This window comes from Streptomyces graminofaciens (assembly GCF_030294945.1).
Taxonomy (GTDB): Bacteria; Actinomycetota; Actinomycetes; order Streptomycetales; family Streptomycetaceae; genus Streptomyces; species Streptomyces graminofaciens.
The window spans coordinates 8,689,810-8,711,069 of sequence record NZ_AP018448.1 but is presented as its reverse complement, the minus strand read 5'-3'; the positions used below and the strand labels follow the sequence as shown (position 1 = coordinate 8,711,069).

Annotated in this window: 17 protein-coding genes and 3 pseudogenes; 11 read left to right on the top strand and 9 right to left on the bottom strand. The window is 69.5% G+C overall.

The window, feature by feature from the left end; genetic code table 11:
- Nucleotides 1–4: 4 nt before the first annotated feature.
- The 4 genes and pseudogenes from SGFS_RS38305 to SGFS_RS38290 form a co-directional block, all read left to right on the top strand.
- Nucleotides 5–1,222: an NAD(P)/FAD-dependent oxidoreductase gene (locus SGFS_RS38305; RefSeq protein ID WP_286256784.1), complete on the top strand. Its 1,218-nt coding sequence runs from the start codon at nucleotides 5–7 to the stop codon at nucleotides 1,220–1,222.
- Nucleotides 1,222–3,834: a nitrite reductase large subunit NirB gene (nirB, locus tag SGFS_RS38300; RefSeq protein ID WP_286256783.1), complete on the top strand. Its 2,613-nt coding sequence runs from the start codon at nucleotides 1,222–1,224 to the stop codon at nucleotides 3,832–3,834. The genes SGFS_RS38305 and nirB overlap by 1 nt, the downstream gene beginning before the upstream one ends.
- Nucleotides 3,831–4,181 (top strand): nitrite reductase small subunit NirD, encoded by a 351-nt coding sequence (nirD, locus tag SGFS_RS38295; protein WP_286256782.1) that lies wholly within the window; start codon nucleotides 3,831–3,833, stop codon nucleotides 4,179–4,181. The genes nirB and nirD overlap by 4 nt, the downstream gene beginning before the upstream one ends.
- A gap of 87 nt (nucleotides 4,182–4,268) precedes the next feature.
- Nucleotides 4,269–4,534, top strand: a pseudogene (locus SGFS_RS38290) (TetR family transcriptional regulator); the annotation flags it as partial.
- On the opposite strand, the gene SGFS_RS38285 reads toward SGFS_RS38290, so the two are convergent.
- From SGFS_RS38285 to SGFS_RS38275, 3 genes are all read right to left on the bottom strand, one after another.
- The gene (locus SGFS_RS38285) at nucleotides 4,533–5,468 is read right to left on the bottom strand and encodes an oxidoreductase (RefSeq protein WP_286256781.1); all 936 of its coding nucleotides are present in this window, start codon (nucleotides 5,466–5,468) and stop codon (nucleotides 4,533–4,535) included. The pseudogene SGFS_RS38290 and the gene SGFS_RS38285 overlap by 2 nt on opposite strands.
- A 332-nt stretch (nucleotides 5,469–5,800) precedes the next feature.
- Nucleotides 5,801–7,822 carry a SulP family inorganic anion transporter gene (locus SGFS_RS38280; RefSeq protein ID WP_286256780.1) on the bottom strand — a complete coding sequence of 674 codons (2,022 nt, stop codon included), beginning with the start codon at nucleotides 7,820–7,822 and terminating at the stop codon, nucleotides 5,801–5,803.
- On the bottom strand, nucleotides 7,819–8,445 hold the full coding sequence (locus tag SGFS_RS38275; RefSeq protein WP_286260273.1) for a carbonic anhydrase: 627 nt from the start codon (nucleotides 8,443–8,445) through the stop codon (nucleotides 7,819–7,821). The genes SGFS_RS38280 and SGFS_RS38275 overlap by 4 nt, the downstream gene beginning before the upstream one ends.
- Before the next feature lie 314 nt (nucleotides 8,446–8,759).
- On the opposite strand from SGFS_RS38275, the pseudogene SGFS_RS51890 reads away from it, so the two are divergent.
- The 5 genes and pseudogenes from SGFS_RS51890 to SGFS_RS38255 form a co-directional block, all read left to right on the top strand.
- Nucleotides 8,760–9,117 (top strand): annotated as a pseudogene (locus SGFS_RS51890) (response regulator transcription factor); the annotation flags it as partial.
- Between the two features lie 53 nt (nucleotides 9,118–9,170).
- The gene (locus SGFS_RS51885; RefSeq protein WP_434028234.1) at nucleotides 9,171–9,872 is read left to right on the top strand and encodes a winged helix-turn-helix domain-containing protein; all 702 of its coding nucleotides are present in this window, start codon (nucleotides 9,171–9,173) and stop codon (nucleotides 9,870–9,872) included.
- Entirely contained in the window at nucleotides 9,869–11,392 is a 1,524-nt protein-coding gene (locus SGFS_RS38265) for a sensor histidine kinase (protein ID WP_286256777.1), read from the top strand. The genes SGFS_RS51885 and SGFS_RS38265 overlap by 4 nt, the downstream gene beginning before the upstream one ends.
- 175 nt (nucleotides 11,393–11,567) lie before the next feature.
- On the top strand, nucleotides 11,568–12,728 hold the full coding sequence (locus SGFS_RS38260; protein ID WP_286256776.1) for an alkaline phosphatase PhoX: 1,161 nt from the start codon (nucleotides 11,568–11,570) through the stop codon (nucleotides 12,726–12,728).
- A 128-nt stretch (nucleotides 12,729–12,856) separates the two neighbouring features.
- Nucleotides 12,857–14,095 carry a serine hydrolase domain-containing protein gene (locus SGFS_RS38255; protein WP_286256775.1) on the top strand — a complete coding sequence of 413 codons (1,239 nt, stop codon included), beginning with the start codon at nucleotides 12,857–12,859 and terminating at the stop codon, nucleotides 14,093–14,095.
- A gap of 38 nt (nucleotides 14,096–14,133) precedes the next feature.
- Here the strand turns inward: SGFS_RS38255 and SGFS_RS38250 are convergent, their stop codons facing one another.
- From SGFS_RS38250 to SGFS_RS38240, 3 genes are all read right to left on the bottom strand, one after another.
- Nucleotides 14,134–16,437, bottom strand: coding sequence for an FtsX-like permease family protein (locus SGFS_RS38250; RefSeq protein ID WP_286256774.1), 2,304 nt, complete (start codon nucleotides 16,435–16,437; stop codon nucleotides 14,134–14,136).
- Nucleotides 16,434–17,114 carry an ABC transporter ATP-binding protein gene (locus SGFS_RS38245; protein WP_286256773.1) on the bottom strand — a complete coding sequence of 227 codons (681 nt, stop codon included), beginning with the start codon at nucleotides 17,112–17,114 and terminating at the stop codon, nucleotides 16,434–16,436. The genes SGFS_RS38250 and SGFS_RS38245 overlap by 4 nt, the downstream gene beginning before the upstream one ends.
- Nucleotides 17,115–17,253: 139 nt before the next feature.
- Nucleotides 17,254–17,628 (bottom strand): hypothetical protein, encoded by a 375-nt coding sequence (locus SGFS_RS38240; RefSeq protein ID WP_286256772.1) that lies wholly within the window; start codon nucleotides 17,626–17,628, stop codon nucleotides 17,254–17,256.
- Between the two features lie 476 nt (nucleotides 17,629–18,104).
- On the opposite strand from SGFS_RS38240, the pseudogene SGFS_RS38235 reads away from it, so the two are divergent.
- A pseudogene (locus SGFS_RS38235) lies at nucleotides 18,105–18,695 on the top strand (transcriptional regulator); the annotation flags it as partial.
- Between the two features lie 52 nt (nucleotides 18,696–18,747).
- On the opposite strand, the gene SGFS_RS38230 reads toward SGFS_RS38235, so the two are convergent.
- Together SGFS_RS38230 and SGFS_RS38225 are read right to left on the bottom strand one after the other, a co-directional pair.
- Nucleotides 18,748–19,164, bottom strand: coding sequence for a TIGR03668 family PPOX class F420-dependent oxidoreductase (locus SGFS_RS38230; protein WP_286256771.1), 417 nt, complete (start codon nucleotides 19,162–19,164; stop codon nucleotides 18,748–18,750).
- A gap of 179 nt (nucleotides 19,165–19,343) precedes the next feature.
- Nucleotides 19,344–19,862: a YceI family protein gene (locus SGFS_RS38225; protein WP_286256770.1), complete on the bottom strand. Its 519-nt coding sequence runs from the start codon at nucleotides 19,860–19,862 to the stop codon at nucleotides 19,344–19,346.
- A gap of 99 nt (nucleotides 19,863–19,961) precedes the next feature.
- Between SGFS_RS38225 and SGFS_RS38220 the strand changes: the two genes are divergently transcribed.
- Nucleotides 19,962–20,462: a MarR family winged helix-turn-helix transcriptional regulator gene (locus SGFS_RS38220; RefSeq protein ID WP_286256769.1), complete on the top strand. Its 501-nt coding sequence runs from the start codon at nucleotides 19,962–19,964 to the stop codon at nucleotides 20,460–20,462.
- Nucleotides 20,463–20,620: 158 nt separating this feature from the next.
- On the opposite strand, the gene SGFS_RS38215 is transcribed toward SGFS_RS38220, so the two are convergent.
- Nucleotides 20,621–21,232 (bottom strand): DJ-1/PfpI family protein, encoded by a 612-nt coding sequence (locus SGFS_RS38215; RefSeq protein ID WP_286256768.1) that lies wholly within the window; start codon nucleotides 21,230–21,232, stop codon nucleotides 20,621–20,623.
- Nucleotides 21,233–21,260 lie beyond the last annotated feature (28 nt).

Sequence of the window (21,260 nt, the reverse complement as noted above, 5' to 3'; positions counted from 1 at the left end):
GGGCATGACCTCGAACAATCGCGTGGTGGTGATCGGCTCCGGCCTGGCGGGCGTACGTCTCGCCCGGCGGCTCGGAGAGCTCGGTGTGCCCGCCACGCTCGTGGGCGAGGAGGAGCACACACCGTACAACCGGGTGCTGCTCGCCGATGTCCTGGCCGGTCGGTACGCCCCCGAGGTCATCGCGCTGCCCGCGCCGCCGCAGCTGACCCGCGGCCGGGTCGTCCGTATCGACCGCGAGATGCGAGCCGTACATCTCGCGGACGGTACGGAGCTCTCCTACGACACCCTCGTCCTCGCGACCGGCTCGAACCCCGTGCTGCCGCCGCTGCGCGGCCTGTGGGACCCCGAGCGGCACGAGTTCCCCGACGGTGTGCACGCCTTCAGGACGATGGACGACTGCCTCGGGCTGTCGAAGGCCGTCCGGCCGGGTGTGCGTGCCGTCGTCATCGGCGGCGGGCTCCTCGGTGTCTCCGCCGCCCGGGCGCTCGCCCAGCGCGGCGCCCAGGTCGTCCTCGCCCAGCAGGGCGAGCGGCTGATGGAGCGCCAGCTCGACCCGTCCGCCTCGAAGCTGGTCCGCCGGCATCTCGCCGACCTCGGCGTCGAGGTGCACACCGAGACCCGTGTACGGGCCGTGCGCAGCATCGGCGGAACCGTACGGTCGGTGTCCCTGGCCGACGGCTACGCGCTCGACGCCGACCTCGTCGTCATCGCCTGCGGCGTCCACCCCCGGGTGGGTCTGGCGCAGGAGGCGGGGCTCGCGGTGCACAAGGGCGTCATCGTCGACGAGGAGCTGCGCAGCTCCGACCCGCACATCCACGCGATCGGCGACTGCGCCCAGTTCGAGGGCACGGTCTACGGGCTCGCCACCCCGGCGCTCGAACAGGCCGACGCGCTCGCCGAGCTGCTGGCGGGGGACGTGAACTCCCGTTACACCGGCACCCGCGCCCTGACCCGGCTGACGCTCGCCGGAGCGGACTTCCTCGATCTCGCCGCGTTCGGCGAGCCCGAGCCCCGGCCCGGGGACGACGTCATCCAGCTCGCCGACGCCACCCGCGGCACGTATCGCAAGGTCGTCGTCCGCGACGACCGCCTGGTCGGCGGGGTCCTCGTCGGCGAACTCGGCACCGTCGGCGCGCTCGCCCGCGCCTGGGAGGGAGCAGAGCCGCTCCCCACTGACGGCGGCCCCCTGCTCCACCTGCTCACCAACGATGGAGGCTCCTGATGACCGCCACCCTGGGGGCCACCCCCACGATCGTGCTCGTCGGCCACGGCATGGTCGGCCAGCGCTTCCTCGAAGCGCTCGCCGAGCGCGGCCTGACCGCCACGCACCGCGTGGTCGTGTTGTGCGAGGAGCCGCGTCCCGCGTACGACCGCGTCGCGCTCACCTCGTACTTCTCGGGCAAGACGCCCGAGGACCTGTCGATGACCGACATGGCGTTCATCGAGCAGCACGGCATCGAGCTGTACGTCGGTGACCCGGCCGAGACCGTCGACCGCGAGGCGAAGACGGTCACGGCCCGCTCCGGCCAGGTCTTCGAGTACGAGACCCTCGTCCTCGCCACCGGCTCGTTCCCCTTCGTGCCGCCGGTCCCGAACAAGGACGCCGAGGGCTGCTTCGTCTACCGCACGATCGAGGACCTGCTCGCGATCGAGGAGTACTCGAAGAAGGCCCAGGTCGGTGCCGTGGTCGGCGGCGGTCTGCTGGGTCTTGAGGCGGCGGGCGCCCTGAAGGGCCTCGGGCTGACCTCGCACATCGTGGAGTTCGCGCCGCGGCTGATGCCGGTGCAGGTGGACGAAGGCGGTGGCGCGGCCCTGCTGCGCACCATCGAGGACATGGGCCTGTCCGTCCACACCGGTGTGGGCACGCAGGAGATCGTCGTCGGCGAGAACGGCGCGGTCACCGGGATGAAGCTGTCCGACGGCTCCGAACTCAGCACCGACCTGGTGGTGTTCTCCGCCGGTGTCCGCCCCCGCGACCAGCTGGCCCGCGACTGCGGTCTGACGGTCGGCGAGCGCGGCGGCATCAGCGTCGACGAGCAGTGCCGCACGGTCAACGACCCGCACGTGTTCGCGATCGGCGAGTGCGCGCTGGCCGCGGACGGCCGGGTGTACGGCCTGGTGGCCCCCGGTTACGAGCAGGCGGAGACGGCCGCCGCGACGATCGCGGCGGACGAGGCGTCCTTCACCGGCGCCGACCTGTCCACCAAGCTGAAGCTGCTCGGCGTGGACGTGGCCTCCTTCGGTGACGCGCACGGCGCGACCGCCGACTGCCTCGACGTCGTCTACTCCGACTCCCGCTCGGGCCTGTACAAGAAGCTGGTCATCGGCCGGGACGGCACGCTGCTCGGCGGCATCCTGGTCGGCGACGCGGAAGCCTACGGCACCCTGAAGGCGTTCACCGGTTCGGTCCCGCCGGTCTCGCCCGAGTCGCTGGTGCTGCCCGCCGGCGCCGGGGAGTCCGTCCAGCTCGGCCCGTCCGCGCTGCCGGACGACGCGATCATCTGCTCCTGCAACAACGTCCGCAAGGGCACGATCCGCGGCGCGGTCACCGAGCACAACTGCACCACCGTGCCCGAGGTGAAGAAGTGCACCAAGGCCGGTACGACCTGCGGCTCCTGCGTCAAGGTCCTCGGCCAGCTGGTCACCGCCGAGCTCGAAGCCAGCGGTGTGGTGGTCGACAAGGGCCTGTGCGCCTGCTTCTCGCAGACCCGCGAGGAGCTGTACGAGATCGTCCTCGCCCTGCGCATCAACACCTACCAGGACCTGCTGGACCGTTACGGCCGCGACGAGGCCAAGGGCGGCGACGGCTGCGACATCTGCAAGCCGGCGGTCGCCTCGATCATCGCCTCCCTCGCCCCGACCATCGGCGCGAGCGGCTATGTCCTCGACGGCGAGCAGGCGGCGCTGCAGGAGACCAACGACCACTTCCTGGCCAACCTCCAGAAGAACGGCTCGTACTCGGTCGTCCCCCGCATCCCCGGCGGTGAGATCACCCCCGAGGGCCTGATCGTGATCGGCGAGATCGCCCGCGACTTCGGCCTCTACACGAAGATCACCGGCGGCCAGCGCATCGACATGTTCGGCGCGCGCGTCGAGCAACTCCCCCTGATCTGGACCCGGTTGGTGGACGCCGGCTTCGAGTCCGGCCACGCCTACGGCAAGTCGCTCCGTACAGTGAAGTCCTGCGTCGGCCAGACCTGGTGCCGGTACGGCGTCCAGGACTCGGTCCGCATGGCGATCGACCTGGAGCTGCGCTACCGGGGGCTCAGGTCGCCCCACAAGCTCAAGTCGGCGGTCTCCGGCTGCGCCCGCGAGTGCGCGGAGGCCCAGTCGAAGGACTTCGGCATCATCGCCACCTCGGGCGGCTGGAACCTGTACGTCGGCGGCAACGGCGGCGCCACCCCGCGCCACGCGGACCTGCTGGCCCAGGACCTGTCGGACACCGAACTGATCAAGCTGATCGACCGCTTCCTGATGTTCTACATCCGCACCGCGGACCGCCTGGAGCGCACGTCGACCTGGCTGGAGCGCATTCCCGGCGGCCTGGACCACGTACGCGACGTGGTCGTGGAGGACTCCCTCGGCATCTGCGAGGAGCTGGAGTCCCTGATGACGGACCATGTGTCCCACTACGCCGACGAGTGGGCGTCGACCATCAACGACCCCGAGAAGCTCGCCCGGTTCGTGTCCTTCGTCAACGCCCCCGACACCCCGGACCCGGTCGTCGGCTTCGTCCCCGAGCGCGACCAGATCAAGCCCGACCTGCCGCTGCTGTCCATCGGCCTGCGGCCCGCCGCCGCCGAAGAAGTCCTGGAAGGAAGCGCCCAGCGATGACCCTCGCCCCCGAGAAGACGGACCTGAAGGTCCAACTGCTTGTGAACGACGACTGGTTCACGGTCTGCGATCTGAACGTGCTGCTGCCCGGCCGGGGCGTGGCGGCCCTGCTGCCCGACGGCAACCAGGCCGCGCTCTTCCTCGACCGCGCGGGCAAGCTGTACGCCGTCGACAACCGCGACCCGTTCGGCGGCGCCGCCGTCCTCTCCCGCGGCCTGACCGGCAGCCAGCAGGGCCGCCCGTTCGTGGCCTCCCCGCTCCTGAAGCAGCGCTTCGACCTGGAGAGCGGGCAGTGCCTGGACGACGAGTCGGTGCGGATCGTGACGTACGAGGTGCGGGCGGCGTAGACCCACGAGATCGGCTCACGACGGCGAATCTCGACTCACGATGGCGATTCTCGACTGATCGTTCTCATGGAACCTGGGCTGCGGTACGTGGCCAGGACCAAGGAGTTCCATCCCGAAGCCGCGCTGCGGGCAGCCCTGGAGCTGTTCCGGCAGCGCGGCTTCGACGTCGATGTCCGACCTCGTCGAGCATCCCGGTGTCGGCCGGGCCGGCACCTACACACAGCTGGGACCAGTTGGAGACCGAGCTGCACTCGGCACTGGTCCGCGCCCGGGCACAGGGCGAACCGGCCGCCGACCGCGATCCGCTCGCCCTCGGCCTCATGCTGTTGGTGCTGCTGTTGCGGGTGGCCGTCACGCCTTGAGGGCGTCGTACGTCACCCCGGTCAGCTCCTCCGAGGCCTCCCAGAGGAGTTCGCCCGCGCGGTCGTCGAGGGTCCAGGGGGCCCGCTTCGACGTGGTGGGAGCGCCGCGCCACATCGCGAAGGACGGCCCGACGAAGGTGTCGGGGCCGACGCCGGGCGCGGTGGCGGCGTAGAGAGTGGGCAGGGCGCCGGCCTCGGCGGACTGGGCGAAGACCCGGTTCCCGATCCGCATGAACCACTCGGCGCCCTTGCGCCCCTCCGCACTGGGCCCGGCGGTCTGGAGGTTGGTCGCCGCGTACCCGGGGTGCGCGGCCGCCGCGACGACGTCCGAGCCGGTGGCGGTGAGCCGCCGGGCCAGTTCGTGCGTGAAGAGCAGGTTGGCGGTCTTGGAGCGGGAGTAGGCGGTCCAACGACGGTAGCCGCGTCGGCTGTTGAGGTCGTCGATGTCGATGTTCGACCGCATGTGCATCATGCTGGAGAGGGTCACGACGCGGGCGCCGGCGGGTGCGGCGAGGAGGGCGGGGAGCAGCAGTCCGGTGAGCGCGAAGTGCCCGAGGTGGTTGGTGCCGAACTGCGTCTCGAACCCGTCGGCGGTACGGCCCTGGGCCACGGCCATCACACCGGCGTTGTTGACGAGCAGATCGAGGTGCTCGTGAGCGCGGCGGTAGCCGTCGGCGAACTCCCGCACGGAGTCCAGATCCCCCAGATCGAGCCGCGCCAACTGAATTGTGGCGCCCGGCACTTCACCCACCATCCGCTCCCGGGCGGCGGCCCCGCGTTCCTCACTCCTACAGGCGAGGACCACATGGGCGCCGCGGCGGGCGAGTTCACGGGCGGCGACGTATCCGATCCCGCTGTTGGCACCGGTCACGACGGCCGTGCGGCCACTCTGGTCGGGGATGTCATGCACGTTCCAGCCGGCCATGGACGGCTCCCTCCCAAGCGAGGCGCTATGTTGCCTCAGCGTACGACAGCCCCCGCGAGCGTCTCCGGCCGACGCCCCAGCCGCTTCCTGTGGGCCTGAAGGCCGCGGCAGGCTTCGGCATCCCCGGCACCCGCACCGACGACCCCGACCTCCGCGCCCGGCTGTCGGTCAAGGCCGTCCGCGACATGGTCTCCGGGCTCTTCCTGCTGATCGTGCTGCTCGGCGCCGGCTGCCGCTGTCCTGACCGCGGCGAGGGCGAGGGCGAGCGCAAGGGCAGGGGCAGGGGCAGGGGCAGGGGCAGGGGCAGGGGCAGGGGCAGGAAAGAACCCCCGTCACTCGGCCCAGTCACGCCCCCGCCGAGGCAACGGCGACCCGGACTCCTCCGCCCCCGGCATAGGCCGCGTATCGAGATAGAACCACTCAGCCGTGGGCCCAGGCCCGGAGGACCGCTGGTTCCCCGGATTCCCCACACTCGCCGCCCCGACACCCGCGAAGTCCCACGCATGGGCCTCGTCCACCCCCACCTCCACACCCGCTGCCGGAGGCGAGAAGTCCCGAGGCATGGTCGAGTAATCCCAGGTCGGAGCCACGTGATCCGGAGCTGAGTAACCCGGAGCCGAGTAACCCGGAGTCGAGCCGTCGGGAGTCGAGCGGTCCGGGGTCAAGCGGTGAGGAGTCAAGCGGTCGGGACTCGAATCCAAGGGCTCCGGCATTCCCTCGCCCCCGGCCACCGCTGCCGCCACCTCGGCACTCACCTTCCCCGCAGCACCGACCTTCCCCAGATCCGGCATCAACAACTCCACCCGCAGCCCAGCCCCCCGCTGCTGCGCCACGAACTCCTCCACCTGAGTCCGACACGCGTGATCGAGATGAGTCACCCCGAGCAGATCCAGTCGAATCCGCGGCTTGCCGGAGGCGGCGGCGTTCTCCAGGGCGTCGATGAGCCGCGGCAACCGCAGGAACGTCGCGTTCCCCGCCATCACCACCTTGGCCGTGTCGTCCTCGATGTGCTGCCGCACCACGGTCTGGGACATCCGCAACGCGGCCAGCACGACACCCGCGGCCAACCCGATGAGTACGCCCTCCAACAGCGCCGTCGCCGTGATCACCAGCGTCGTGACCGTCATGACCGCGAACTCACCCCGGTCCTGCCGCCACATCTTCGGGAACTCCTCCGGCGCGAACAGCTTCCAGCCGCTGTGCACGAGGACACCCGCGAGCACCGAGATGGGGATCAGCGCCAGCACCTGCGGCAGCAGCAGCGCGAAGGCGAGCAGCCAAAGACCGTGCAGCGTACGGGAGATACGGGTCTTCGCCCCGGCCTGGACGTTCGCCGAGCTGCGGGCGACGACCGCGGTGACGGGCAGCGCCCCGAGCACCCCGGCGATCGTGTTCCCGGCCCCCTGGGCGATGAGCTCGGTGTTGTAACGCGTACGCGGCCCGTTGTGCATCCGGTCCACGGCCGCCGCGGTGAACAGACTCTCCGCCGACGCGATGACGGTGAAGGTGAGGATCGCCGTGATGATCCCCGCGTCGGCCAGCCCCGCCAACTGCTCCGGCCCCGGCACATCCACGGACGCCAGCAGATTGCCGACCTGGAGCGTCTTCACGTCCACACCCGGCAGCGAGGCCACCCCGATGCCGATCCCGACGGCCACGAGCGCGGCCGGCATCTTCCTGACCGGCCCCGGCACCTTCTTCCACAGGAAGCTCAGGACGATCGTCACGACACCGAGCCCGGCGGCGATCAGCGCCTGCGGATCGGTCGCGGTGTCGGCGATCAGCCCGGGGACCCCGGCCATGTTCTCCAGCGGGGTGCCGGGGGCCTTGGCATCGGACATCGGGTACAACTGGCTGAACATCAGCGGCAGTCCGATCCCCGCGAGCATGCCCTGCACCACGGCCAGCGAGATCGCCTGGAACATCCGGCCGAGCTTCACGAGCCCCAGCACGATCTGCAGGATGCCGGAGAAGAGGACGATCACACCGAGCATCGCCACGCCGAACTCCAGCACGGTCTCCGCTACGAGCGCGGCGAGTCCGGCCGCCGGCCCGCTCACCTGGAGGGTGCTGCCCCGCACCGCACCGACGACCAGACCGCCGATCACCCCCGAGATGATGCCCAGCTCGGCCGGCACACCGGACGCGACGGCCACCCCGATACAGAGCGGCAGCGCGACCAGGAACACGACGAGGGAGGCGGTGATCTCCGTACCGAGGTCGACACGACCACCGGAGCCACCCTTCGCGGAACGGGAACCACCCGAGGCCTTGGCCGGCTTGGACTCGTAGGGTTCATGAGGAGCCTCGGCCTTGGCCACCCGCGAGGCCCTGTGCGCATGCGCCCCGCTCATGACCCGTGCACCCGGAACCGGCCGTCCTCGTCCAGCTCATGGACCGTGCCGGTGTCGATCTCGTAGTACCAGCCGTGCAGCCGCAGCCGCCCCGCGTCGAGCTGCTGCCTGGCGACCGGGTAACCACGCAGTACGGCCAGCTGGTTACGGACGTTGAGCTGCACGACCTCCCGCAGCCCCAGATCCCCGGCCCCGTCCTCCTCCGCGGCCGTCCCGCCCAGCGCGGGTTCGAGCGCGGGCCGGGCGTAGTCCAGCCACGCGTCGACCCGGGGCAGCCCGGACAGGTCCGCGCCGTGCTTCAGCGCCCCCATGGCCCCACAGTGTGAGTGACCGCATACGACGATGTCCTGAACGCCGAGCACCTCCAGCGCGTACTCGATGGTGGCGGCCTCACCGGAGGCGGCCCCGTACGCGTCGTGCGGCGGCACGATGTTGCCCGCGTTTCGCAGCTCGAATATCTCGCCGGGCCGTGCCCCGGTGATCAGCGCGGGAATGACCCGCGAGTCCGAGCAGGTAATGAAGAGCGCCTCGGGAAATTGGCCGACGGCCAGTTTCCGGTATTCGTCGCTCTCGAAGTCGACCCGTCGCTTGAACGACCGGGCGCGATCCAACAACGCCTTCATCATGCCTCCCTGAAATTCCTGAGAATCCTGAAGGATGCCCTTATACGGCCTTTACACTGGTTCCGACCAGGCACTACGACCCTAGGAGAGCGATGACCAGAGGAAGGTTAAGGGAACACTAAAGCGCCGCCAGTTTTCCCACAGATTTCAGCTCGACAGATCTTCGAGACGATCCGGACGAGCGCATACCGGGGTTTCCTGAGGGTCATTTCACAATGGCCCGGATTCCCCGTCCACAACTGCGTGATCTCTTGTAGCGTGTCGACCCCACAACACGGGATTCGTGTTGTCCGGACGTCAGGAGACAGGCCGCCATGGGCGTACGAGTGCTGCTCATCGAGGACGACGAGACGATCGCCGAACCTCTCGCCGAGGGGCTGCGGAACTTCGGTCTGACGGTCCACCATGTCGCCACGGGCGCGGACGGACTGAGAGGGCCGCACGGCGATGTCGTCCTGCTGGACCTCGGCCTGCCCGACATGGACGGCATCGACGTCTGCCGCGGCATCCGCCGCACCTCCGACGTCCCGATCATCATCCTCAGCGCGCGCGGCGAGGAGGCCGACCGCGTACTGGGCCTGGAGCTGGGCGCCGACGACTACTTGGCGAAACCATTCAGCATCCGCGAACTGGTGGCCCGGATACGAGCGGTGTCCCGCCGCCACGTACGACCGCCGGCCCAGCCGACGTCATGGACACACGAGCCGACACCGACCCCCGTCCCCATGCCGACCCCCGTCCCCATGCCGGTGCCGGTCCCGGCACCCCCGCCGCAGGGCCAACAGCCCTCGTACGCCTACCAGTCGACAGGCAGTCCCGAGCCGGGCGGCACCTACGACTGGACAGCCGCGTACGAGACCCCGGCACACGGCACCCCCGCGTACGCCACGCCCACGTACCCCACCCCACCCCACGGCACCCCGGCCTACGCCCCGCTCAACCCCCCTGCGTACGAACCCCCCATGTACGAGACCCCCGCGTACGAGACCCCCGTATACGAACCACCCGTGTACGAGCCCCCCGCCTACGAACAGGCCCTCCCCGAAGTCCCCACCCCACGCGACCCCGCGCACGCACCCGACAGGCCGATGCCCCCCGGCCCCCTCGTCGTCGACCGGCGGACGCGGCAGGTGTGGGTGGGTGAGACGCCGGTCGCGCTGACGCCGAAGGAGTTCGAGTTGCTGGCACTGCTGTCCGAGGACCCGGGCGCGGTGTACTCCCGGCAGCAGATCCTCAACCGCGTCTGGGACGACCACTACCAGGGCCCGACCAAGACGCTGGACGTACACGTGGCGACACTGCGCCGGAAGCTGGGCGACCCGGCGTGGATCCAGACCCTGCGAGGTGTCGGCTTCCGGCTCGCCGTACGCACCCCCGGCCAGGGCCGGGGCAGGCGGCGGCACGCCCCCGAGGCCGCGGCCTCATGACCCGCCGCCTGCTGCTGAGCTATCTGAGCCTCGCCGCGCTGGTCCTGCTCGGCCTGGAGATCCCGCTGGGCTTCGTCTACTCGCGGGCCGAGCAGGAGCGGGTCGTCAACGCCGCCAACGACGAGGCGGAGTCGGTGGCGGCCTTCGCCGCGCTGTCCCTGAGCGCCCACCGCCGCGACGAGCTGATCGCCCGGGCGAAGCACTGTGCCGCGCGCATCGGCGGGCAGGTGGTCATTCTCGACGCGGACGGCGCCCTCCTCGCCACCTCGCACCAACTCTCCGCCACCGAGGAACGCGCGCAGGCGTCCCGCCCCGAGGTCGCCGCGGCCCTGCGCGGCCAGGCCACCACCGACGTACGCACGACGACGATCGGCGGGGTGAGCTACCTGGCGGTGGCGGCCCCCGTGGGTCACGCGACGGCGGGCACGGGAGCATCGGGCGCCGTACGCATCACGCTGCCGACCGAGATGGTGCACGCGCGCGTGCACCACGTCTGGCTCATCCTGGCCGCTGCCGGGCTCGCGGTGCTCACCGGCGTCGCGGCGGTGGCGTTCGCCTTCGCCCGCTGGACGGGCCGCCCCATCCGGCAACTGGAGGAGGCCACACACCGCCTGGCCGACGGGAGTTCGACACCGGCGAGCGTGAAGGTGACGTCGGGCCCGCCGGAGGTACGCAGCCTGGCGGCGGCCTTCAACACGACGGCCGCCCGCCTCGACCACCTGCTCGCCTCCCAACGCGCCTTCGCGGGCGAGGCGTCCCACCAGCTCAAGACCCCCCTGGCAGCCCTGCGCCTCCGCCTGGAGAACCTCGAACCGGACATCGCCCGCCACGCCCGCCCCACCCTCGACGCGGCGGTCACGGAGACGGACCGGCTCTCCCGCATGATCGAGGGCCTGCTGGCCATGGCCCGGCTGGAGGAGAACGCGGCCACGCCCGTCGAGGTGGACCTGAGCGCGATCTGCGCGGAACGCCACCGCACCTGGGCCCCGTTGTTCCAGCGCCAGGGTGTCTCCCTCGTCCTCTTCGCCGGCACCGTCGGCCCGGTCCTCGCCCTGCCCGGAGCCGTGGAACAGATCCTCGACAACCTCCTCTCCAACGCCCTGCGCCACTCGCCACCGGGCAGCACGGTGACCATGGAGCTACGGCTCCACCTCCCCACCCGCCGCGCCCTGCGCGACAGCCGCCCCCGCTGGGTCGACCTCCACGTCACCGACGAGGGCCCCGGCATGACCCCCGAACAGCGCGCCCGCGCCTTCGACCGCTTCTGGCGCGCACCCGGCGCCCCCAAGGGCGGCACGGGCCTCGGCCTCTCCCTCGTCCAACGCCTCACCCACGCCAGCGGCGGCGACATCGAACTCCGCCCGGCGGCCACGGGCGGCCTGGACGCGGTCGTACGCCTGCCGTCGGCGCAGCCACCGGGGCCGGGGTCATGGACCAACGGGACCGGTCACGGGCAGGGCGAGCGCCCAGGGCCGCCGTCGGGGCAACGGAGGCGGGGCGCACCGGCGTTGCGGGCGTGAGCGGCGCATTGAAGCGTGGCGCCTGTCAGATCAGCCCCCTGTGAATGCCACCACGAGGCCATGGATTGTCCATGTCCCGTCAATCACACTCGCCTAAGTTCCCTCACCGCGCGACCCCGTCACCGACCGGCGACGGGCCCGGTCAAGGCACCCCTTTGCACCCCTTGGAGCGACAGTGGAACGTCGTACTCTCCTACGCGCGGCCGTCCTCGGCGGCTCTTCGGCCGTCTTCGGCGGCACCCTGTGGCGCGGCGCCGCGTACGCCGCCCCCGCCCAGCCCGGCACGGGCCCCTACGGCGCCCTCGGCTCCCCCGACGCCAACGGCATCCGCCTCCCCTCGGGCTTCACCAGCCGCGTCATAGCCCGCTCCGGCCAAACGGTCCCAGGCACGTCGTACACCTGGCACAACGCCCCCGACGGCGGCGCGTGCTACGCGGACGGCACAGGCTGGATCTACGTCTCGAACTCGGAGATCAACCCGAGCGGAGGCGCAAGCGCGGTGAAATTCTCCTCAACGGGCACGATCACCTCGGCGTACCGCATCCTCTCCTCCACCCGCCAGAACTGCGCGGGCGGCAAGACCCCGTGGAACACCTGGCTGTCGTGCGAGGAGGTGGACAGAGGCTACGTCTACGAGACGGACCCGTGGGGCACCCAGACGGCGACGCAACGCCCGGCGATGGGTCGCTTCAAGCACGAGGCGGCGGCGGCCGACCCGGTCCGCCAGGTCGTCTACCTGACGGAGGACGAGACGAACGGCCGCTTCTACCGCTTCGTCCCCACGACCTGGGGCGACCTCTCCTCCGGCACCCTCCAGGTCATGGTCGCCGGCACCGCCACGTCCGGCTCCTACACCTGGGCCAACGTCCCCGACCCCGACGGCTCCCCCACGACCACCCGCACCCAGGTCTCGGGCTCGAAGTCCTTCAACGGCGGCGAGGGCTGCTACTACGCCGACGACAAGGTCTGGTTCACGACGAAGGGCGACAACCGGGTCTGGCAACTGAACCTCACCACCAGCACCTACGAGTTGGCGTACGACGACTCCCTGGTCACCTCCGGCACGGCCCCCCTCACGGGCGTCGACAACATCACCGGCACGGCCTCCGGCGACCTCTTCGTGGCGGAGGACGGCGGCAACATGGAGATCTGCGTGATCACCCCGGACGACGTGATAGCCCCCTTCCTCCGGATAGACGGCCAGTCGTCATCAGAGATCACGGGCCCGGCGTTCTCCCCCGACGGCAGCCGGCTGTACTTCTCCAGCCAGCGGGGCACGAGCGGGAGTTCATCGGGTGGGATCACGTATGAGGTGAGGGGGCCGTTCCGGGTCTGACCGTCACGGTTGTCAGGGCATTCTCAGGGTTGCTCTCGGGGCCGTCTCAGGAAGATCACTGATGTCTTCCGGCGGCGGGATCAGCAGAGTTGTGGTGATCCAGTCGGCCACGCCCAGGGAGCAACCCGATGCGCCACCACCCTTCCGCCCTCCGCCGCATGTACGTGACCGGCGCGGCCCTGGCCATGACGACCGTGAGCGCGACGGTCCCGGCCATGGCCGTGACGAAGCCACCTCTCGCGCCCGAACGATCAACGACATGGGCAACCTCCACACCCGCCCCAGACCCCGACCCCGCCCCAGGCCCTGCCCCCGAACAGATGCGGACCCTACTGGCGCGCCTGCCCGACCAGGTCGTCGCGGGCGCGCTGGTGAGGCTGACGGATACGACAGGCGGCACAACAGCGACGCCCTGGACAGGAACCGCTGGTCAGGTGTCCCGCGACGCCCACTTCCGCATAGGCAGCGTGACCAAGACCTTCACCAGCACGGTGGTCCTCCAGCTGGCCGCCGAACACCGCGTCACGCTCGACGCCCCGGCCCGTCGCTACCTCCCCACGCTGATCCCGCCCGCCTACGGCAAGGTCACCGTGCGCCAACTCCTGGACCACACCAGCGGCGTCCCGGCCCCGGCCGGCATCCCGGGACCGGCCGACGGCCCCGGCTGGTGGCTGAAGAGCATGACGCCGCAGGCGGTAGTACGGCAGGCCTTCGCGAACAAAGAAGAACCGAGTACCCCACCCGGCACGACCCAGCAGTACAACGGCGTCAACACCTTCATCGCCGGCCTGCTGGTCGAAAAGGTGACGGGCCACACCTTCAAGGCCGAACTCACCCGCCGCATCATCCGCCCCCTGGCCCTGCACGACACCAGCCTCCCCGCCCCCACCGACACGACCGTCCCGACACCGCACGCCCACGGATACGTCGGCACGGACGAGGTGACCGAACAGAGCCCATGGCCCTGGGCCGAAGGCGGCCTGATCTCCACGGCCGCCGACCTGGACCGCTTCATGACCGCCCTGTTTCGCGGCCGCCTCCTCCCACCCGCCCAGCAGCGGCTGCTCTTCACCGTCCCCGACGTCCCCAGCGCACCCACGAACACGAACTGCATCAACCACACAAGCTGCTTCAGCACCGGCGGCCTGATGCGGGTCACCCTCGACAACGGCATCACAGTCTGGGGCAAGACAGGCTCCCGCCCCGGCTGGACCACCGGCACGTTCACCACCCGAGACCTGAAACACCGCGTGACCTACTCGCTCAACCCCACGGGCACGGCGTCCGAACGCCCCCACGTCATGGCGATAGTGAACGCGGCCTTCGCGACAACCCGAGAGAACACCAAGAAGGGTGGCACCCCATGACGAGCTGCGACCCTCCTTCCTCACACCCCCACCACCACTCAGTCCCGCCGAATCAACTCCGGATCGATCCGCCGCCCGACAAGGGGCAACGCGCCGAGGGCGGCAATCGCCACAACACCAAGCGCGGAGACAAGAAGCAGAGGCGTACCGGCACCGTCCCAGAAGATGGCTCCTCCCCCGGTGATCAGATAGCTGGACTCGGCCATCTTCCCGAGAACCACCGCGAGCACGAGCCCCACGCCAAGCGGCAGAACCACCTGAGCGACCTGCACGGCCCGCAACGTCCGCGGCCGCGCCCCGAGCAGGGCGAGCGCCGTGACCTGGGGCTTACGTTCCACTGCGCGGTCGGTGGCGGCGACGAGGTAGGCGGCGACGCCGATGATGAGGCCGAGGATCATGCCGATCGCGAGGAGGGTCTTCACGACGGTGATCTGTTGGAGGGAAGTGACGACGACACCAGGCGTCTCCACCGCGATCGTGGGATCGACGCCTCCGATTCCGTCGAGAACCGCGCGCACGGTGTCGGGCTCCGAGCTGCTGAGGAGAACGAGCGTGGCCTCCTCTGGGCGGAACCCGGCGGGCAGCATGGAAGGCGTGAGGAGAACCGTGCCACTACGGAAGGGCGAGAGTCCGGACACGTCGTCGTACCGGGCCTCGCGGCGCGGCACTGCCACGGTCATGACCTGATGACGCCCTTCAGGATTCCGCAGGCGGAACTGGAAACTCGTGCCCGGCACGCTGTCCTCCATGGGCGCCTCGGCCGGATTCACCAGCCGTGCGGAACGCCTGTCGACGCATGTCCCGAGCTCAGGAGCCATCCGGCGCACCTGTGCACACGTGGCGACCACGGCCTCAATGTACGGAGGCCGCTCCGCGACGCCGGGCTTCCACCATGAGGTCAGACTGAGGGCATGGGCACGCACACCTGGCACCGTCTCGAGAGCGTGCTGCTGCTCGTCGCTGACGTCGTCGAGCGAAAGGGTGTACGTCTGGACGCCCGAAGTGTGCTTGGCCACTTGGTCGATCTCAATGAGCACACCTTGGACCAGGGATGCCGCAAAAACCAGGACTACCAGCCCGGTCGCCACCCGCAGCGCGCCTCCGGGCTCGACTTCGTTCCGCCGCATGGCGAGACCGAGTGAGACCGAGCGGGTGGAGCGGGCCACCATTCGGGCAAGGCTCCGGGAGATGACCGGCAGCATCAGCACGAGTCCGGTGCCGACAAGGACCACCGCGAGGGGCATAAGGATCGACGACAGTCCAGTGTTTCTGGGCGCGTGGCCCGTTGCGCCGGCCACGCAGTACCCGGCCACGATGCCCAGGCCCGGGACGAGTGGCAGCAGACCCCACTTGCCAGGCGGCCTCTCCACAGCGCTGCGCCGCACGGCCAGCGGATTTGCGGCAGCCTTCCTCGCACTGGCCCTCCCCACGAACCATGCCAGAACCGGACAGCCGACGACGCAGACGAGGATGGTTGAGACGGACAGTGCCCCATCGGAGGGATACCACTTGAAGCCGGGTAGGCCAGCCCGCGAGACAAGCTGGTTGACAGCCGAATAGGCGCCGAGCCCGAGCCCGGCTCCCAGCAACGCCGAGGCGACGGTCTCAGCGGCATTGACGCGCTGCGTACCTCTGATGCTCAGCCCCAGCAGCCTCAGCGCAGCAAGCCTTCGTGCGCGGGAGGCCGCGGACAGCCGGGCGCACACGGACAGGAAGACCGCCAGGGGCAGGAGCACGACGCCGGCGAGGGTGAAGCGCACAATATCGAGCGCCGAAGGCTCGACCGTGGGATAGCGCGCGTGTGTGTCGCCAAACTTCGCTACGGGGTCGCCCTCTGCCTCGAGTTCGTCGCGGCTTACACCGACGTACGCGTACAACTCATCAGGATGCGCCAGCCCTTGCGCTGTGATGAGGCCCTTGTACTCACCCGGCACGAGTTGTGCCATGGCAGGTTCACGCTGGAGCACCTCGCGCAGTCGTGGAGATACGAACAGCTCTCCCGGAGCGGGGAACTCAGCCAGCCCAGGTGGTGGCTCGATGCTGTCCGCGCCCCGAGCCAGAAAGACCCGGGTGAAGGGCTCCGAACCGAAGGGGCCCATTCGAGTGAGTTCGAGGGAGCCGTCCTTGAGCAGCACGCAGGCCGCTCTGCGTGGGTCCGGGATGCAGTCCGGCTGACGCGCCGCCTTACGCCCATCCTGCGCTTCCAGAATCCCGGGAATCGCAAGAACGATCGCCAGGCAACACACGCCGATCGCGCTACCGAAGGTCATGAGCAGGAAGCGCACGCGGTTGCCACGTCCGCTGCCGGTCAACAGCCGTAGCCCCAGGAGGAGTTCTCTCACGACACCTCCCGCATCTGGGCCGTGAGGGTGCCGTCACACATCGTGTAGCGGCTGTCGGCGCGAGCTGCCACCTGGGAATCGTGCGTCACCAGCACCACAGCTGTTCCCTGGGACCGGGCGAGGGTCAGGAACTCCTCCAGTACGGCTGTGGCATTGGCACTGTCGAGCGATCCGGTCGGCTCGTCGGCGAAGACCACGGCAGGCTTGTGGACCAATGCCCGGGCCACCGCGACGCGTTGGCTCTGGCCGCCGGACACCTGCGAGGGACGTCGCTGACGCAGGTCCGCGAGACCGAGGCGCTCCAGAACCTCCGAGGCCGCGTCGAGTGCTTCCTTCTTGCGCCTGCCTGCAAGCCGCAGCGGTAGCGCGGTGTTCTCCTCCACCGTCAGTTCCGGGAGGAGTTCCCCGTACTGAAAGACGAACCCGAACCGCTCTCGCCGCAGTTCGCTGAGCTCCTCGTCATCGAGTTCGCCGAGAGAACGCCCTTCGAATCGGACTTCGCCACGAGCCACCGGCAACACCCCTGCCAGGCAGTACAGCAATGACGACTTCCCGGATCCGCTCTGCCCGGTGATCGCCGCGACCTCCCCTCGACGCAGGGAAATCTCCGCTTTCCTGACTGCGGGAGTCTCCCCGTAGAGAAGGTCGACCTCCTTGGCCCGCAGGACTTCTGACATGTTGATCTTGTTCTCCTGGAGAAAGAGAGCAAGAGCCCAGGCGAAGCTGCCTGGGCTCTCGATGTCGGGCAGGCCTCAGCACTTCACGGGCTTGAAGTGCCTCGTGGGAGAACAGTTGTCCGGACGGAGGCTGCCCCGGTCACGACAGGCTCGAAGGTCTGTACTGCTGGGCCCCGGACCACGTCGAGTGGTGCAAGAAGACGGTCCGTCGCTGCTTTCCGTCGTAGCGAGACCAGTTATGACCTTCGGCACGGGCTTGCATGTAAACGTTGTGATCGTCACCCGCGATACGATCGACCAGGTATCCCTTCCACTCGAACGAGCCATGGTTCTTGCCCGTCGGGTTGAACCGATACTCCGCCCGCTCGAAGCCCACACCGGTTGAACGCAAATGGCGCATCCCACGCCAGGAATCAGCCACCGCGGTCCCCGCCCCGGCGAGGAACACTCCCGCCGCCACCAAACCTGCCACTGCCTTCCTCATATGCACCTCCGCAGTCAGCAGCAGCCCCACCGGCCACCGCCAGCGCAGATGACGGACTGTAATATTCCAGGAACAGAGAGAAACGATCTTCCTTCAGATCACCACCTCATCAGGTGGTCCAGAAGCACGAAAAGCGCAGGAAGGGCGCCCCACAGGGGTCTGCCTCCTCTTTCCGCGCCAAGGCAGTCCTCTTGCCCCGGAAAGGGCAACTGACAGCTGACACCGGCCTGGCCCGTCTCGGCCCTCAGCGAGCGAGAGGCCAGGTAACCGACAGCCGATCGGAAGCGACCGTGATCTCGAACCGCTCCAGTCGAGGCGCCCCAGCAACGCGCCACCGGCCAACCTGCTCCTCGATCGCGTCCCAGATGCGAACTGGCCCGCTCTGCCGAACCAACCACCGTCCCCCGCTCTCCCACAGCACTGCCCAGGCACCGCTGTCGACGTCGAGGAACAAGTGCTCAGTGCGGCTGGCGCGGTTGCGGCAGCCGCAGCCGAGGACCACCTGACGCGCCACGAGCGTGCAGGCGGTCGACCTGGGCCACGGGGCGAAGGCCATGGAGCTGGCGGATGCCGCTGCCGCCGCGTCCCCGAAAGCCGGTCCCCGGATGCAGGCGTTCCTCTCCGGTCAGCAAGCACACGCCGCCGCGCAGAACGGGGACCGCGCGAGCGCGCTGCGGTACATCCGCGAAGCGGAGGCGGCCATGGACCGTGCCGAGTCGCGTGGCAAGCCGTTCGGCTCGTACGACCCCGCTGCGCTCAACTACCACATCAGTCAGGTCCGTTATGAACTCGGCGACGTTCCCGGCGCCATCGAAGCCATGCAGGAGTCCGACAAGGTGCGTTACAGCGTCTATCGCCGCGCCCGAGTACGGCACCGCGGCACCCTCGCCGAGCGCCAACTGGAGATCGGCCACCTCGAAGCCGCCTGCGTCACCTGGCATCTGGCCCTCGACGACTACCCCTTGGTGCAGTCCGGCCGCGCGGACGACCGGATCAGGACGATGTTCGGCCTTCTGCGTCCTCACCTGAAGAACCCGACGGCACGCGATCTATATGACCGGGCACGAACCATCGCGCCTTCAACACTGGCCAGTTGACCCCTCCGGACCGGATCTTGGAGAGCGAGGACATCCTGAGGAAGTCACCAGGCTATGCGAAGGCCCAACCGCTCCACTGTTCGACGTGGATGGCCACCACGGGTCCCTCGGGAGGGCAGCCCTTGTACTGGTCGTACTTGCCGCACAGCAACCCGACCGCACGGTCTCGCTCCTGCCCCTCCTCCAACACCTCTCCACGGCCGTCGGCACGAGCCCACCACAGACTTGACCAGTCTTCGTCGTACTGGTCGACCAGCACCGCCACGGAGGGATTCTCTCGAATGTTCCGTAGCCGCCGCAGGTTCCACGTGCTCTTGGGTTTGTGATCGACCGCGAAGTACAGGACGTCGTGCTCGGCGACAAAGGTGACAGGAACCGCGTGGGGTACGCCCTGAGCGTCGGCTGTCGCCAGCCTGGCGACCGGCGATGCGACAAATCGTTCCCGGGCGACGAGCGACGAGAGCTTCATGCGTTCCACCGTAGTCAGGAGCTCAGAGCATCCAGCTCGCTTACGGACTGCCGACTTCGGCGATCACGCCGAGCCGGGCCGGCGCGCTCTGCCGGTCCGACAGCGGTGCCGCAGACCCTGGCGAGTGCGGGTCTGCGGCTGGGCCGTAGAGGGAGACGAGGCGTGGGGCGCCGGGCCGATCAAGCCGTCGCCGCGCGGACGAAGCGCAGAGTCGCCGTCACCGTCGTCAGGCCTCGCATCATGCCGAGCTGGTTCCAGCCCATGCCGTAGTCGGCCCGGTCCACGATGAACTCCGTCTCCAGGGTCGCCGCGGCGGCGCCTGCCTGCGGGACGCTCGCGGTGAGGGAGATCGGGCGGCTGATGCCGCGTACCGTCAGCTGGCCGGTCACGTGGACGGTGTCGCCCGCGCGCAGCTCGGCCGCGCGCACCGCGAAGGTGATCTGCGGGTGGTTGTCGACGTCGAAGAAGTCGGCGGAGCGCAGATGCTTGTCGCGCTTCTCGTGCTTGGTGTCGAGGGAGGCGACGTCCAGCGTGACGGTGCCGTGGGCGGAGCCGTCGGACAGGACCTCGCCCTCGCCGTGGAAGGTCGCGAAGGTTCCCTTGACCGTGACCAGGCCCCACATCGTCTTCTGCTTCAGGGCGACGGTGGAGGCGGTGCGGTCGAGCTGCCACGTACCGGTTTCTACGGCCACGGTCATGATCAGTACCCCTGGTTCACGTCGTCGTTCAAATTTGGATGACCCCGGGAGCTCACGCTAGCTCATGTTCCAAATTTGGACAACAGGTAGACTCGCCCTATGGCCGACCTGCCCGAATGTCCCGCAACCAGCGCCGAAGACGGGCTCATCCCGACCGAACTGCGTGCCTGGATGTTGATGCTCGCCGCGACCGGAGCGGTCGAGCAGCAACTCCGGCCCCTGGTCAAGGAGACCCTCGGTGTCTCGCACGACGAGTTCCTGGTGCTGTGCCTGCTGGCCGACCGGCCCGGCGGCGGCCTACGGATGACCCGGCTCGCCGAGTTGCTGGGCCGCCCCAAGACCCGGCTCACCTACCAGATCGCCTGCCTCCAGCACGCCGGGCTCGTCACCCGGGCGTCGGTCTGCGGCGACAAGCGCGGCATCGAGGTCACCCTCACCGAGAAGGCCCGGCAGCTGCTGCGGGAGACTTCCGGCGCGCTGGCCGAGACGGTGCGGCGGGCGATGACGGACTACATGGGGCCGGAGCAGCGGTCGGCGATGGGCACATTGGTGCCGGAGGAGTGCGGGGAAGGATCGGTGTCGGGTGCGGCCGAGGCGTGAGGGGATTTGAGGGAGGGGGACCGTCGGTGACGTCGCCGACGTAAGCGGACCCCCACCACGTCGATCGCCCGGCGTCCACGCCCATCGGCGCCGCATCCACGCCCATCGGCGCCGCGCCCACGCCCATCGGCGCCGCGTCCACGCCGATCGCGCCGCCGTCAGCGCACTGCGGCGGCCTCGCCCGCCCCGACCGCACGCAGGGCGCGCTCGACCGTCTCCTCGTTCTCGCCGACCGGAGCCACGTAGTCGAGGACCTCGACCGCGGCGGCCTCCCCCAGCGTGCGAGTGATCACCCACGTCGCCAGGTACTGCGATGACAGACAGCCGCCCGCCGTCGCGATGTTGCCCTCGGCGTGGAACGGGGCGTCCAGCACCGTGACGTCGCAGGCCTCGACGAACGGGCGGCTCTTCTTGTCCGTGCAGGCCGGCATGGAGTTCAGCAGTCCGAGCCGGGCGAGTACCAGCGCGCCGGAGCACTGCGCGCCGATCAGCTGGCGCGACGGGTCGAGCCGCAGTCGGGAGATCAGCCGGTCGTCGGCGACCACCTCGCGCGCCTTCACCCCGCTGCCGATCAGCACGACGTCGGCCTCGGTCACGAACTCCATCGGGCGCTGCCCGGTCACCTCGACGCCGTTCATCGACGTCACCACCGGTGTCGGCGTCGTGATGAAGGCCTCCAGGCCGTCCTTGCGGCACCGGTTGATCAGCGCGGAGGCGATGAAGCTGTCGAGCTCGTTGAACCCGTCGAAGGTGACCACTGCTACCTGCATCACAGCTCCCTCAAGCAAGTACGGCATC